This window comes from Yoonia sp. (assembly GCF_046292185.1).
Taxonomy (GTDB): Bacteria; Pseudomonadota; Alphaproteobacteria; order Rhodobacterales; family Rhodobacteraceae; genus Yoonia.
On sequence record NZ_JBKBQY010000003.1, the window covers coordinates 33,498 to 47,906 of the forward strand.

Genomic DNA, 14,409 nt, shown 5'->3' on the forward strand with positions numbered 1-14,409 from the left:
CATGGAAAAATCACATGACACCTTCACCGATCTCGCGCGGGGCACTCCGGTCTGGTTCACCCTTTCGGCCCGCGTACTCCCCCTTGGCCTGCTCGCGCAGTTCCTGAGCGCTGGCAGCGCCTTGTTCCGCGATCAGACGCTATGGGGATTGCACGGGGCAATCGGAGGGGCGCTGTCGGTTCCTGTCCTTGCCCTGCTTGCAGGTGCCGTCCTGATCCACCGGCTGCGCGGCTTCGACTGGTGGGCCGGACTGATTTGTCTGCTTTACGTGACCCAGATCGTGCTCGCCGCTGGGAGCAATCCGTTGCCTTTGTCCCTCCACCCAATGAACGGTGCGCTGCTTTTGACGGCCAGCCTTTTTCTGCTCGCCAAGGTCGAACGCCGCCGCGCCCAACCCCTGCCCGAAAGGATCCTGTCATGACCCGCACACGCCGCGATATTCTGCGCATGGCCAGCGGCCTTGCCGCCAGTGCCGTCGCCACGTCAATGTCCACGTTCGCAGCACTCGCCGGAGGGCCAGGCGGATCGGAATCCGTACCCTCGTTTCTCTCCGGTCATTTCCGCCCGGTGAACAGCGAGACGACCGCATTCGACCTACCCATCCGCGGGGCGATCCCGCCGGTGCTGTCAGGGCGTTACTTCCGCAACGGGCATAATCCGCAGGAAGGGATCAATCCGGGCGCGTGGTTCTATGGGTCGGGCATGGTCCATGGTCTGCGCATCTCCGGCGGACGGGCGGAATGGTACCGCAACCGCTGGGTCAAAACCCCGGCCCTGCTGGAGGGCAAGCCGCTCTTCAACGATCAGGGCACCATCGACCTGACCGCCAGCGCCGCCGGGACCAGCGTGATTGCCCATGCGGGTCGGATCCTTGCCTTGCAGGAAGTGAACCTGCCGTTCGAGATCACGCCTGAACTGGACACACTTGGGGCATATGATTTCGGCGGTGCGCTGACCACGATGATGACGGCGCATCCGAAGATCTGCCCCCGGACGGGTGAGATGCTCTTCTTCGGCAACTCGCCACTGGCCCCGCATCTGACCTATCACGTCGCTGATGCCAAGGGTGCGCTGATCCACAGCGAGGTGATCGAAGGGCCGGTTGCCTCGATCATCCATGACTTTGCGATTACCGAGAATTTCGTCGTGTGGTTTGATCCTTCAGCTGTGCTCGATCTTGGTGTCGACCAGCCGTTTCCTTACACATGGAACGAGAGCTACCCCGCGCGTATCGGTGTCATGCCGCGCGACCGCAGCAAGGGCGGCGTGCGCTGGATCGACGTACCCTCCTTCTACGCGCTGCACTTCGCCAATGCCTGGGAAGATGCCGATGGCAAGATCATCGTCGAGGGGCCATACTTCGACCGGTCGGCGTGGGACCAAGCGCTCGACTTTATCAACGGCGTCGCGTCGCATGGTGCGCCACCAGCGGATGGGTGCGTGCGGGGGCAATGGCGGATCGATCCGAAGGCGGGCACTGCAACGGTGGCCTTGCTGGACGATCTGACAGTGGAGTTCCCGACGATCAACCTTGCGCATACCGGCCGCGAAAGTCGCCATGTCTATGCCTGCTCTTTCCCCGGTGCGGGTCAGCGGGGCTGCGGCATTGTGAAATATGATGTCCGGACCGGCGGGCGCGCGCTGCTAACCCTGCCTGATGGCGTCATGGCGGGCGAGCCCTGCTTTGTCGCCGATCCGGCGGGGACGGCAGAGGACCATGGCTGGCTGCTGACTTATGTGAGCGACCTTCGGAGCGATGCAGCCGAACTGTGGATACTTGACGCCACGAGGATCGAGGCGGGCCCGGTCGCCGCAATCGAACTGCCGATCTGGGTGCCGGCGGGCGTCCACGGCAGCTGGATCGACGATCTGGCAATCTGATTTGGCAGCGTAGGTCTGCGCAGGCTCGCCGCCACTTTTACCTATAAATTCATTCACTTGGATATACAGGCGCAAACCAAACAAGGAGATACCATGTTGATTGAAAACCAAATGGCTGCCCGATATGCAGCCGATCCCATTCCAGCGGCGCGGGACAAAGCCGCACGCTATCTGATGATCGCGTTGTCGGTCGCAACCCTGGGTGCTTTTGCCAATGCGGCAGCAGAGTTCGGAACGCTCCCTCCCGACCGGCTGATTGTCGGCACGTGGCAAATGCTGGGCTTTGCGGTGTTTGCCGGTCTCTTCGCGCTTCTCGCGATCTGGCCACGGCGCATGCCGGGCTTGTGGGAGCTGATCCTGTTGCACAAGGCCGGGGTCACGCTGATGAATATCGGGTTTATCGGAACCGTTTCCGGGCCGATGCCGTCGGATAATCCGACAGCCGTCGTGATGATCGACGGCACTCTGGTTGCACTTACGTTGCTTGCCTACGTTCTCGCCCAAGGTTGGCGTCCGTGGTTTGCGAGGTCAGCGCAGTAAAGGGGGCCTGCTCCCTCCGGCTTCAGACCCCAAATGCTGCAGAGCCGCGACAATCATTGCGGCCTCGCGTGCAAGCTGCGCCCGCGTCGGCGTGCGACCGATCACCACCATGCGCCAATACAGCGAAGCGGGAATGAGATCGAGCGCAAGTTCTCTGTCTATGCTCTCCCGCAGTTCTCCCCGCGCAATGGCCCGGTCGAGAATGGGGGTTCCCTGCGCGCGTCTGGCTTCGGCGACTTGGGTGTTGAGCCGGCGCATGTCGGGCGAGCGTGCCGCCTCGGCGTGAAGATCCGGCAGGATACGGCGGATCAGGGGATGGCGCAGCACTGCGCGCAGCCGGGTGAGAAACGCCAGAACATCGGCTTCGAGATCACCGTGATCCGCGGCGACCGCAATCTCCAGACCGAAAGTAGAAACAACCGCCGCAGCAAAGGCCTGGCGCGAGGCGAAGCGGCGGTAGATCGCCGCCTTGCCGGCACCAGCCCTCGCTGCAACCCGTTCAAGGCTGATGGCAGCGAAACCGTGTTCGGCCCAATCCTGAAAGAATGCCCGGAAAAGCGCCTCGGTCAGATCCGCGCGGGGCACGGCAGCACCGCTAGGCTTGCGGCGTGTTTTTTCGTCGGAACGGTTGCGTTTCAACCAAAGCTCTCCCATATGGACGATACGATAGCGTTCCAACCGTAAGAGGTTTTGCCATGACTGACAAGTTCGACACCTTCTCTGGCCTGCTGCGCGCGGCACTTGGCCCAGGGCTTGTCCCTGCGGACGATCTGCCGGGCATGTTCACCGACGACATTGTCTTTGAATTTCCGTTTGCCCCCGAAGGACTCCCCACCAAGTTTGAAGGGCGCGACGCGCTCACCGGCCATCTGGCGAAGCTCGGCCCGTTACTTTCGCTTGGCGAGATGGAGCTGCACGCCGTTTATCCATCCGGAGACACCGTGATTGCCGAGTTCTCCTGCAAGGGCCGAGGCGTGCAAACGGGTTTACCCTATGACCAGATCTATGTCTCGGTCATCACACTGCGCGACGGTCGCATTGCGCGGTACCGCGATTACTGGAATCCGCTGGTCGTGCTTGCGGCATTGGGCGGCGCCGATGCCGCAAACGCTACTTTCGGCGGGGCCGGATCATGATTGGCCCCGTCCTCGTCACCGGCGGTACCGGCAAGACCGGCCGCCGTGTCGTCGCCCGCCTTGCGGCAGCGGGCATCGACGCCCGCATTGGCACGCGTTCCCCGCATGAGCCGCAGCACCGGCGTTTTGGCTGGGATGACTTGTCCAGTGTCGAAGCCTTCGATGGCTGCACCGCCGCATGGCTTGTTGCACCGACTGACCGCACAGATCATCTGGCGGTAATGCAGCCAATGCTGGAACAGGCAATGGCGCGCGGCGTGCGGCGCTTTGTGCTCCTCAGTTCCTCGCTCTTCGAGCCGGGTGGCCCGTTGATGGGCGAGGTCCACGCCTGGCTAGCCGGACATGCTGAAGAATGGGCTGTTCTGCGGCCTTCGTGGTTCATGCAGAATTTCACCGAAGGGGCGCATGGCGACACCATCCGCAAGGAGGGCGCGATCTATAGCGCCACGGGCAGCGGGCGGGTCGGGTTCATCGACGCGGACGATATTGCCGCAGCCGCCGTGGCGGCCTTGACGGCCGATATCGCGATGAATGCGGACGCCATCCTCACTGGACCCGAAGCTCTGAGCTACGACGACATTGCGGCGGTCGTCTCGGGATCGGCTGGCCGGAAGATACGCCATGTCGCACTGGAACCGGAGGCCTTGTCGGCTCGCCTGAACGCTCTTGGCATGCCGCCGGGATATGCCGACGCCCTCGTCCAGCTTGATCTGGTCATCCGCGACGGTGCCGAAGATCGGACGACGACCGGCGTGTTGGATCTGACCGGCAGACCACCTCGGTCTTTCCAGGCTTTCGCCACCGAGTGCAAAGTGATGTGGGACTGAGGAATACGCGACTCAAGCGGCGCGTTTCCGGTAAGGGCCGTTCGCCCTGTTTCGGCAGACAGGGCGGCAAACCGGAATTTCGCTGCGGTCGCGATCTCGCAAGACGGCGTCTACGGAAGCTGACACTCACATAGCGCAAAATGCGTGCAAGCCGCTGCGTCGCAATATAGCCGCCTGAGCCATAAGCCGTCCCTCGTCCACTGCGTCGTTTACTGGGTATATTCGACATGAAACCTTCCCCTCAGAGTTTGCAGCGAACCCCCGCTGATCTCGGACGTCTTTAGATTAAAACACGTGCATCGCAGCGCAGGTTGCGCAAACTTTTAGCATTGCGATGCAAGTACGCCTTGCCGGCTTGCGGTACAGTTGTTCTGCGCCGTCTGGCTGCCTGAAGGTTAAAACAGAGTAAGGCCGCTAGGGTTCCGGCATGGCGACATGCGCTTGGACCAAGAGCGGCACCTAAAGGGCAGACAAATCCTTCAGGCACACGGCGGGATAAAAGCCCGGGAGACCTCGAACAGCCAAGGGATTGGCGTCGATGTCGCGCGACCAATCCATTCACACCGAAAGGGATTGTCATGACGTCATCATTGAAAACCAGAATGCTGCCATTGCTGGCCATCATCGGAGCCAGCTTTTTCGCGGCGCCTGTCACCGCGCAGGAAAAGACCGAATTCAACGTCGCATGGTCGATCTATGTCGGCTGGATGCCCTGGGGCTATGCCGAGGATACCGGCATCGTCGACCACTGGGCCGACAAATATGGCATCACGATCAACGTGACCCAGTTCAACGATTACGTGGAATCGATTAACCAGTACACCGCAGGGGCTTATGACGCCGTAACGGTGACGAACATGGATGCGCTGTCGATCCCTGCGGCGGGGGGCGTCGATACGACTGCTGTCATCGTCGGCGATTTTTCGGCGGGCAATGACGCCGTGTTCCTCAAGGATGGCGAGAGCATCACGGATATCGTGGGACGGCCTGTCAATCTAGTGGAATTCTCGGTCTCGCATTACCTGCTGGCGCGCGCCCTCGATTCCGTTGGTCTGTCCGAAAGGGATGTGAGCGTCATCAACACCGCCGATCCCGACATGGTCGGCGCGTTCCAGACCGCGGATGTGACCGCGATGGTGACTTGGAATCCGATGGTCGCTGAAATCGCGATGCTGCCCGATGCTGTGCAGGTTTTCGACAGCGCCATGATCCCCGGCGAGATTATCGACCTGATGGTCGCCAATACCGATGTGCTGGAAGCGAACCCCGATTTCGGAAAGGCGCTGGCCGGTATCTGGTATGAAACCGTCACCCTGATGACCGCTGATACCCCCGAAGGGGCCGAGGCGCGCGCGGCGATGGGGGCGGCATCCGGCACCGATCAGGCGGGGTTCGAGGCACAGATGGCCGCGACCGAATTGTTCGCCGATCCGGCAGCGGCGGTTGCGTTCACCGCCTCTGCCGATCTGGCCGAGACGATGAACCTTGTCCGCGCCTTTCTGTTCGACAAAGGGCTGCTTACGCCGACCGCGACATCCGATGATGCTGTGGGCATCGAATTGCCGGGCGGTGTGTTGCTGGGTGATCCCGACAACATCAAGTTCCGCTTTACCACGGAATACATGCAGATGGCCGCCGACGGCGCGCTGTAAAGAGCTGCGACGATGCGTCTGATCAATCAACGGCTGTCGCCGCCGGCGCTTCTGGCGCTCAAGCTGGCACCTTTCGCGCTACTGATCGTCGCCTATCTGGCGGGGTCGGCGGCGCGGCTGGCCGACAATCCGGCGGATAAGCTCCTGCCGGCCTTGTCGAGCATGGCGACGGCAATTGATCTGATGGCTTTCACACCTGACCGGCGCACGGGGGAATACCTGCTCTGGGCCGATACGGCGGCGAGCCTGCGGCGGCTGGGTGCGGGGCTGGGGATTTCCACGGCGCTGGCGCTGGTCGTCGGTGTGGCGATCGGCATCTTTCCCGCAATGCGCGCGCTACTGGGGCCGTTCGTGGGGTTCGTTGCGATGGTGCCGCCTTTGGCTTTGCTGCCCGTGCTGTTCATCGTGCTGGGTCTGGGCGAGGTTTCCAAGATCGCGCTGATCGTGATCGGGATCGCCCCCTTGATGATCCGCGACATGGCGCAGCGCGTGCTGGATTTGCCGCGCGAACAGATCGTCAAGGCCGAAACCCTGTCCGCCAACAGCTGGCTGGTCGTCTGGCGTGTGGTGTTGCCGCAGGTGCTGCCGCGCCTGATCGTCAGCCTGCGTTTGCAACTGGGGGCGGCTTTCCTGTTCCTGATCGCGGCAGAGGCGATTTCATCCGACAGCGGCCTTGGCTACCGCATCTTTCTGGTGCGGCGCTATCTGTCGATGGACATCATCTTTCCCTATGTCGCATGGATCACCTTTCTGGCGGCAATAGCCGATTACGGGCTGGACCGTCTGCGCCGCTGGCTGTTCCCGTGGTCCGACATGGAGGGCGGCAAATGAGCGCCCTGACCATCACCAACCTGTGGAAGGAATACGGCGACCAGATCGTGCTGGAGAATATCAGCATCGAGATCGCGCCTCGGTCTTTTGTCGCCCTTGTCGGCGCGTCAGGCTGTGGCAAGACCACGCTTTTGCGCCTGCTTCTAGGGCAGGAACAACCCACACGCGGCACGATCCTGCTAGACGGTGAACCTCTGCCGCGTGAACCGGGGCCGGACAGGGGCGTCGTCTATCAACGCTATTCGGTGTTCCCGCATCTGACCGTGCTGGGCAATGTGATGCTGGGGCCGGAAATGGCCGGATCGTGTATCTGGGGCAGACTGACCGGCGCGCCCAAACGCGCTCTGCAGGACAGCGCCCGCGCGATGATCGCGGATGTCGGGCTGGCAGGGGCAGAGGGCAAGTATCCCGCCCAACTGTCTGGCGGTATGCAGCAACGCCTTGCCCTCGCGCAGGCGCTGATGATGCACCCACGTGTCCTGTTGCTGGATGAACCTTTCGGCGCGCTTGATCCGGGTATCCGCGCCGATATCCACGCGCTGATGCAGCGGCTTTGGCACGCTCTGCCGATGACGGTAGTGATGGTCACGCACGATCTGCGCGAGGCGTTCACCCTCGGCACGCGGATTGTAGCACTCGAACGCACCCGCACACGGCCCGAGGAGATCGCCCGCTATGGTGCGCAGATCGGCAAGGACATCGCCGTCTGGCCGCCGCGTGTGGCGGGGGGTGGCACGATTTACGACAATCCGGCGCTGCGGGACGACCCCGCGCTGGACCTGATGATCGCGGGACGACCCGACAGCATTGAAAGGCACTAGATGCATATCCGCCGCACCACCGACCAGATCGCCGCTGACCGCCAGCGCTACCTTGATTTTCAGCGCGAGGGGATGGAGGCGAAAACCCTGCCCCAGCCCAGCCCGCGCCCTGCGCCTGTTGCTTCGAACGCCCGCCTGATGGAAACCGTGCCGGGGGGCTGGTACACCACGCTGCATCTGAAAGCGGGCGAGGTGCTGCGCCTTGTCCCCGGTGGAGCGTCGACTGTTTCGCTCGCCGCTTGGGCCTTGCCCGATACGACCGAACGGCTCTGCCTGCCTGATACGGTGAAACTGCAATGGACCACCGACCTGACCAAGGGGCGCGTCATTTTCTCGGACATGGGCCGCGTGATACTCTCCTTGGTTGAGGATAGCAGTGGCGCGCATGACGTGCTGACGGGCGGGTCCACCCCCGAAAGCGTGGCGGATTACACAGGGGATGCCGCGCGCAACACGCGCGACAACATGCTGCTGGCGGCGGCCAAGCTAGGGCTGGATAGGCGCGATATTCCCGCCGTGCTGAACCTTTTCGCCCCCGTCCGTGTCGATGCCGAAGGGCGGTTCACGTGGCGGCCCGCGATGCTGGCGGCGGGCGACTGGGTCGATCTGCGCGCGGAAATGGACCTGTGCATCGCCTTGTCGAATTGCCGCCACCCGCTTGACCCCGCAGCGGCAAAGGTGCCGCCCGATTTGTCAGTGATTGGCCTGCCCGCGCAGCCCATCGCCGCCGACGACCTGTGCCGCACCGCTACAGCCGAGGCGCGGCGCGGCTTTGAAAACAACGCCCGCCTGCAAGGAACGCTGTGATGGAAACGGTCCACGACATCCCCGCCCGCGCCCCTTGGTCCGGCATCATCCGCAAGGGACAGACCCTGCGGATCGAGGATACCTATGGCCAGCAGGCCATCGACACGCTGTTCTACAACGCCCATGACCATGCCGAGCGCTATTCCAGCCAAGACACGTTGCGCGCCCAAGGGGCCGCCTATGTCACTACCGGCACGGCGATCATGTCCAACCTTGGCCGCGTGATGCTGCGGGTGACCGCCGATAGCGCAGGACGGCATGATACCTCTGCCGGCTGTTGTTCCTGCGAAAGCAACACCGTGCGGTTCGGTCACAACACGCGGTTCCAGCATGCCTGCCGCGAGAATTTCATCATCGAGCTGGCCCGCCACGGCATGACCAAGCGCGACATCGTCCCGAACCTCAATTTTTTCATGAACGTGCCGATCAGCCCCAATGGGGCGATGACGGTGGATGACGGCATCTCTGCGCCCGGCGACCATCTGGAACTGGTCGCGGAAATGGACGTGCTTTGCGTGATTTCCAACTGTCCGCAGATCAACAACCCCTGCAACGGTTTCGATCCGACGCCCTGCCGCGTCATCATCAGGGGTTGAGCCATGTTTGACAAAGTTCTGGTCGCCAATCGCGGCGAAATTGCCGTGCGTGTCATCGCGACCCTGCGGCGGATCGGGATTGCGAGTGTTGCGGTCTGGTCCGATGCCGACCGTTTCGCGCGTCATGTGCGTCTGGCGGATGAGGCGATCAGGCTCGGGCCTGCAGCTGCCGCGCAAAGCTATCTGGATGTGGATGCGGTGATCGCCGCTTGCCGGCAAACCGGCGCGCAGGCGGTGCATCCGGGCTATGGGTTTTTGTCCGAAACCGTAGGATTTGCCGAACGGCTGGCGGCGGAAGGGATCACCTTCATCGGGCCTGACCCCGCGCATCTGCGCGATTTCGGCGCGAAACATACCGCCCGCGATCTGGCGCGCAAGGCAGGCGTGCCGCTGTTGCCTGGCACCGATCTGTTGCCGGATGTGGATGCTGCCGTGCTGGCGGCAGGCGATATCGGCTATCCGGTCATGCTCAAAAGCACTGCTGGCGGCGGCGGCATCGGGATGCAGTTTTGTGCGGACGAGGACGCCCTGCGCGATGCTTTTGCCGCCGTGCAGCGCACCGCCGCGGCCAGTTTCGGAGACGCGCGCGTTTTTCTGGAACGTTTTATCGCACAGGCCCGCCATGTCGAGGTGCAGGTGTTCGGCGACGGCAAAGGCCGCGTGCTGGCCTTGGGCGAACGCGATTGCTCGCTGCAACGCCGCAACCAGAAAGTCATCGAGGAAACGCCAGCCCCCGGTCTGAACGACGCCGTGCGCAGCGCGCTCCACAAGGCGGCGGTCGATCTGTGTGCCTCTGTGGCCTACGCCTCTGCCGGAACGGTCGAATTCATCTACGACCCCATGCGGCAGGATTTCTTTTTCCTCGAGGTGAACACGCGCCTGCAGGTCGAACATCCGGTGACCGAGGCTGTCTGCGGCATCGATCTGGTCGACTGGATGGTCCGGCAGGCGGCGGGTGATCTGGTACTGCCGGAAACGGCACCACCCCCACAGGGGGCGGCGATAGAAGCCCGCCTTTACGCCGAAATCCCCCATGCGAATTTCCGCCCTGCGGCAGGGCGTCTGACCGAGGTCACATTCCCCGCCAATGCCCGTATCGACAGTTGGATCGAGACGGGCAGCGATGTCACCCCGTTCTATGACCCGATGCTGGCCAAGATCATCGTGCATGGCGAAACCCGCGATGCCGCGATCAGTGCGCTGCAACAGGCCCTGGACGCCACGCGCATTGGCGGGGTGGAAACCAACCTGCGCTATCTGCGTGCGATTGCGGGCTCGGATTTGCTCGCTTCCGGGCTGGTCACCACGACCGCGCTCAACACCTTCACCTTCGATCCGCAGGTGATCGAGGTGTTGGCCCCCGGCGCACAATCGAGCCTTCAGGAACTGCCCGGCCGTCTGGGCCTCTGGCATGTCGGCGTGCCGCCCTCCGGCCCGATGGATGCGCGGTCCTTTCGCAATGCCAACTGCGCGCTGGGCAATCATCCCGATACCGCCGCTCTGGAATTCACCGTCAACGGGCCGACCCTGCGCTTTGCCAGTGCCGCGCGCGTGGCCCTGGCCGGTGCGCAGATGGCGATGCACCTGAACGGTGTGCCTGTCGGTCCGGTGGTCGATGTGCCTGCGGGCAGCGTACTGGCAATTGGCGCGGTCACCGGCGCAGGCCAGCGCGCCTATCTCGCTATCGCGGGTGGGTTTGCGGCGCCCGAGGTTCTGGGGTCGCGCGCCTGTTTCGCGCTGGGGCAATTCGGCGGCCATGCCACCGGCACCCTGCGCACCGGCGATGTGCTGGGGCTGGCCCATGGGCCTGTCGGTGCGCCGCAACTGCCCGAGCCTGCCGATCTGACGCAGGACTGGGAGATCGCGGTGATCTATGGACCGCATGGCGCGCCCGATTTCTTTCAGGATGGCGATATCGCCACCCTCTTTGCCACCGCCTATGAGGTACATTTCAATTCCGACCGCACAGGTGTCCGCCTGACCGGCCCCGCCCCGAAATGGGCGCGCGCCGATGGGGGAGAGGCGGGGTTGCACCCCTCCAACCTGCATGACAACGCCTATGCGGTGGGCGCGATTGATTTCACCGGAGATATGCCGATCATCCTTGGCCCCGACGGGCCGAGCCTTGGCGGTTTCGCCTGCCCTGCCGTGATTGCTAAGGACGATCTGTGGAAAATGGGCCAGCTGCGCCCCGGCGATCGGGTGCGGTTCATCCCTGCCACACGCGCCGCTGATCCTGTCGCGGGGCCTGCCGTGATCGGTGCCGGATCGCCGGTTTTGGGGGGTGACCCTGACGGACCTGTGCCCGTGGTTTATCGCCGTCAGGGCGACGACAACCTGCTGGTCGAATACGGCGACATGACCTTGGACATTGAACTGCGGCTGCGTGTGCATCTGCTGATGCAGGCGGTACAGGACGCCGGCCTGCCGCTGATCGACGTGACGCCGGGTATCAGGTCGCTGCAAATCCATTATGACAGCACCAAGCTGAAGCGCTCTAAACTGCTGGACGCCTTGGCCGAAATCGAACGCGCCTTGCCCGCCGCAGATGACGTCTCAGTGCCATCGCGCATCGTGCATCTGCCGCTGTCGTGGAACGATCCGGATGCCGTACTGGCGATGACCCGCTATCAGGACCTCGTGCGCCCAGATGCGCCGTGGTGTCCGTCGAATATCGACTTCATTCGCCGGATCAACGGACTGCCGGATGAGGATGCCGTGCATAAAATCGTCCATGACGCGAGCTACCTCGTGCTGGGACTGGGCGATGTCTACCTCGGCGCACCTGTCGCCACGCCGATTGATCCGCGCCACCGGCTGGTGACCACCAAATACAACCCCGCCCGCACTTGGACGCCCGAAAACGCCGTGGGCATCGGCGGGGCCTATATGTGCATCTACGGGATGGAAGGGCCGGGCGGATACCAGCTTTTCGGGCGCACGATCCAGATTTGGAACACTTGGCGGCGCACAGCGGCCTTTGCCGACCAGCCGTGGCTGCTCCGCTTCTTCGACCAGATCCGCTTCTTCCCCGTCTCGCACACGGAACTGACCGAGGCGCGCGCGGCCTTCCCCCACGGCGGTTATGAGGTGAAGATTGAGGAGACGACCTTCCGCTGGGCCGACCACAAGGCGCGGCAGGCCGCCGCAGCGGGCAGTATCACCGCCTTCAAAACCCGCCAGCAAGCTGCATTCGAAGCGGAACGCGCCCGCTGGATGGCTCTTGGCCTTGACAGTTTCGTCAGCGAGGATGGCGGGCCGGAACCCGTCGCCTCCGACATCGCGGCAGGGCATGTGGGTGTGGAAAGCAGCATCCCCGGCAACCTGTGGAAATACGCCGCCGCCATCGGTGACCATGTGGCGGCGGGTGATACGGTGGCCATCGTGGAATCGATGAAAATGGAAATCCGCGTGCTGGCCCCTGCGGCGGGAATCTTGCGCGAATGCGTCGCCGCCCCGGGCAAAACCCTGCGCGCAGGCCAAGTGATAGCAATACTGGAGACTGACTGATGTTCCCCGAAATCCTTACGATAGAGTCTGTCCGCATCGCCTATGCCAACGGCGCCACCCCGCTTGATCTGGCAGAGGAGATCATCAGGCGCCGTCATACCGCCAGCGACCCTGCAATCTTCATTCTGCCAGTGACGGACGACGCCTTGTGCGCCGCAGCCCGCGATCTGATGGCAGGCCCGCGCGATCTGCCGCTGTGGGGTATCCCCTATGTGGCCAAGGACAATATCGACGTGGCGGGCTTGCCGACCACGGCGGGCTGCCCGGCCTATGCCTATGATCCCAAGGCTGATGCCACCGTGATCGCGCGGCTGCGCGCGGCAGGGGCCTTGCTGGTGGGCAAGACCAACCTCGACCAATTCGCTACAGGGCTGAACGGCACACGCTCGCCCCACGGTGCCCCGCGGTCGGTGTTCAACGCGGATTACGTCTCTGGCGGGTCGTCCTCGGGGTCGGCTGTGGCGGTGGCATCGGGCCTCGCGACCTTCGGTCTGGGCACCGATACGGCCGGATCAGGCCGCGTGCCTGCAGCCTTCAACAACCTTGTGGGGATCAAACCCACACCGGGTCTTGTACCCAACACCGGCGTCGTGCCCGCCTGCCGCAGCGTCGATGTCGTGACGGTCTTTGCCGGTTGCGTGGGCGATGGCATCGCCGTGCGCGCCGTGATGGAGGGCGTCGATGCGGGTGACGGGTTTACGCGGGCCGCGCAGCCTGTCGGTATCCGGCCCAAACCGCGCATCGGGGTGCTGGCAGCGGCAGAGCGCGAATTCTATGGTAATGCGGGGTTTGAGGCGCTCTACGACGCCGCCATCGCACTGGCCGAGGCGCTGGGCGCGACCATTGTGCCCTTCGACTACGCGCCATTCCGCGAAGCGGCGGCGCTGCTTTACGACGGCCCTTGGGTCGCGGAACGGCTGGCAGCGGTGCAGGACTTCTACGCCACCAATGCCGCCGATTTCGACCCTACCGTGGGCGGGATCATTGGCGCCGCTGGTCGCTATAGTGCGGTCGATGCTTTCAACGGACGCTACCTGCTGGAGGCTCTGCGCGCGCAGGTCGCCACTGTCTGGGATGCAGTCGATCTTCTGTTGCTGCCGACATCGCCCACGATCTACACCGTCGCCGACATGCTGGCCGATCCGGTCACCAAGAACAGCCACTTCGGGCGTTATACCAATTTCGCGAACCTTCTGGGCTATGCCGCAATCGCCGTGCCTGCGGGGATCGCGGCGGCTGGTTTGCCCGGTGGAGTCACCTTGATCGGCCCCGCCTTCAGCGACGACGGCCTTGCGCCTTTCGCCGCCGCCTTGCACCAATCCGCCGCCTGCGGCATGGGTCGCGATATCAAGGCGCAGGTCCCTCCGCTCGACACAACCGCCATCCCAAAAGGCATGATCCCGATCGCCGTGGTTGGTGCGCACCTGACGGGGATGCCGCTCAATCACCAGCTGACCGATGCGGGCGGGCGGTTCCTGCGCGAGACGACGACAGAACCAGCCTACAGGCTCTACGCGCTCGACGGCACCGTGCCACCCAAACCGGGGCTGGTCCGCGCGGCGGATGGCGCCGCGATCAAGGTGGAAATCTGGGCGCTGCCGGATGCCGCCTTTGGCCGCTTCGTCACCGCCATCCCCGCCCCCTTGGGCATCGGCAAGCTGACGCTGGCGGATGGCAGTACCGTGTCAGGTTTCCTGTGCGAACCTCAGGCGCTCGAGACCGCCAAGGACATCACCGATTTCGGCGGCTGGCGCGCCTATACCGCAAGCCTCTGACATCGTTCGAGTCCAAATATCCCCTCCGGAGGC

13 protein-coding genes and 1 riboswitch are annotated in these 14,409 nt (G+C 63.5%); of the genes, 12 read left to right on the forward strand and 1 reads right to left on the reverse strand.

All coding sequences use genetic code 11. The annotated features are described in order from the left end of the window. Position 1 precedes the first annotated feature (1 nt). The 3 genes from ACK4TM_RS01275 to ACK4TM_RS01285 are packed head-to-tail and all read left to right on the forward strand — an operon-like array spanning position 2 to position 2,421. Complete coding sequence (locus tag ACK4TM_RS01275; RefSeq protein WP_409695508.1) at positions 2–421, forward strand: DUF6220 domain-containing protein; 420 nt, start codon at positions 2–4, stop codon at positions 419–421. Then, positions 418–1,881 carry a carotenoid oxygenase family protein gene (locus ACK4TM_RS01280; RefSeq protein WP_409695511.1) on the forward strand — a complete coding sequence of 488 codons (1,464 nt, stop codon included), beginning with the start codon at positions 418–420 and terminating at the stop codon, positions 1,879–1,881. Before ACK4TM_RS01275 ends, ACK4TM_RS01280 begins: the two co-directional genes overlap by 4 nt. A gap of 57 nt (positions 1,882–1,938) precedes the next feature. After that, positions 1,939–2,421: a hypothetical protein gene (locus tag ACK4TM_RS01285; protein ID WP_409695514.1), complete on the forward strand. Its 483-nt coding sequence runs from the start codon at positions 1,939–1,941 to the stop codon at positions 2,419–2,421. Here ACK4TM_RS01285 and ACK4TM_RS01290 read toward each other — a convergent pair. Further along, the gene (locus tag ACK4TM_RS01290) at positions 2,410–3,099 is read right to left on the reverse strand and encodes a TetR-like C-terminal domain-containing protein (RefSeq protein WP_409695517.1); all 690 of its coding nucleotides are present in this window, start codon (positions 3,097–3,099) and stop codon (positions 2,410–2,412) included. The two genes, ACK4TM_RS01285 and ACK4TM_RS01290, sit on opposite strands and share 12 nt — an antisense overlap. A 17-nt stretch (positions 3,100–3,116) precedes the next feature. On the opposite strand from ACK4TM_RS01290, the gene ACK4TM_RS01295 reads away from it, so the two are divergent. From ACK4TM_RS01295 to atzF, 9 genes are all read left to right on the forward strand, one after another. Continuing rightward, entirely contained in the window at positions 3,117–3,557 is a 441-nt protein-coding gene (locus ACK4TM_RS01295) for a nuclear transport factor 2 family protein (protein WP_409695520.1), read from the forward strand. Further along, entirely contained in the window at positions 3,554–4,384 is an 831-nt protein-coding gene (locus ACK4TM_RS01300; protein ID WP_409695522.1) for an NAD(P)H-binding protein, read from the forward strand. The genes ACK4TM_RS01295 and ACK4TM_RS01300 overlap by 4 nt, the downstream gene beginning before the upstream one ends. A gap of 403 nt (positions 4,385–4,787) precedes the next feature. Then, positions 4,788–4,896: riboswitch (guanidine-I (ykkC/yxkD leader) on the forward strand. Positions 4,897–4,962: 66 nt separating this feature from the next. Next, on the forward strand, positions 4,963–6,036 hold the full coding sequence (locus tag ACK4TM_RS01305) for a putative urea ABC transporter substrate-binding protein (RefSeq protein ID WP_409695525.1): 1,074 nt from the start codon (positions 4,963–4,965) through the stop codon (positions 6,034–6,036). Positions 6,037–6,048: 12 nt separating this feature from the next. After that, positions 6,049–6,867, forward strand: a complete 819-nt coding sequence (locus ACK4TM_RS01310) for an ABC transporter permease (RefSeq protein ID WP_409695528.1) — start codon at positions 6,049–6,051, stop codon at positions 6,865–6,867. Then, positions 6,864–7,688, forward strand: coding sequence for an ABC transporter ATP-binding protein (locus ACK4TM_RS01315; protein WP_409695532.1), 825 nt, complete (start codon positions 6,864–6,866; stop codon positions 7,686–7,688). Before ACK4TM_RS01310 ends, ACK4TM_RS01315 begins: the two co-directional genes overlap by 4 nt. Beyond that, positions 7,689–8,495, forward strand: a complete 807-nt coding sequence (locus tag ACK4TM_RS01320; protein WP_409695535.1) for an urea amidolyase associated protein UAAP1 — start codon at positions 7,689–7,691, stop codon at positions 8,493–8,495. Continuing rightward, on the forward strand, positions 8,495–9,091 hold the full coding sequence (locus tag ACK4TM_RS01325) for an urea amidolyase associated protein UAAP2 (RefSeq protein ID WP_409695538.1): 597 nt from the start codon (positions 8,495–8,497) through the stop codon (positions 9,089–9,091). Before ACK4TM_RS01320 ends, ACK4TM_RS01325 begins: the two co-directional genes overlap by 1 nt. A 3-nt stretch (positions 9,092–9,094) precedes the next feature. Then, positions 9,095–12,601, forward strand: coding sequence for a 5-oxoprolinase/urea amidolyase family protein (locus ACK4TM_RS01330; protein ID WP_409695540.1), 3,507 nt, complete (start codon positions 9,095–9,097; stop codon positions 12,599–12,601). Further along, on the forward strand, positions 12,601–14,376 hold the full coding sequence (gene atzF / locus ACK4TM_RS01335) for an allophanate hydrolase (RefSeq protein ID WP_409695543.1): 1,776 nt from the start codon (positions 12,601–12,603) through the stop codon (positions 14,374–14,376). Before ACK4TM_RS01330 ends, atzF begins: the two co-directional genes overlap by 1 nt. The last annotated feature ends 33 nt before the right edge of the window (positions 14,377–14,409 follow it).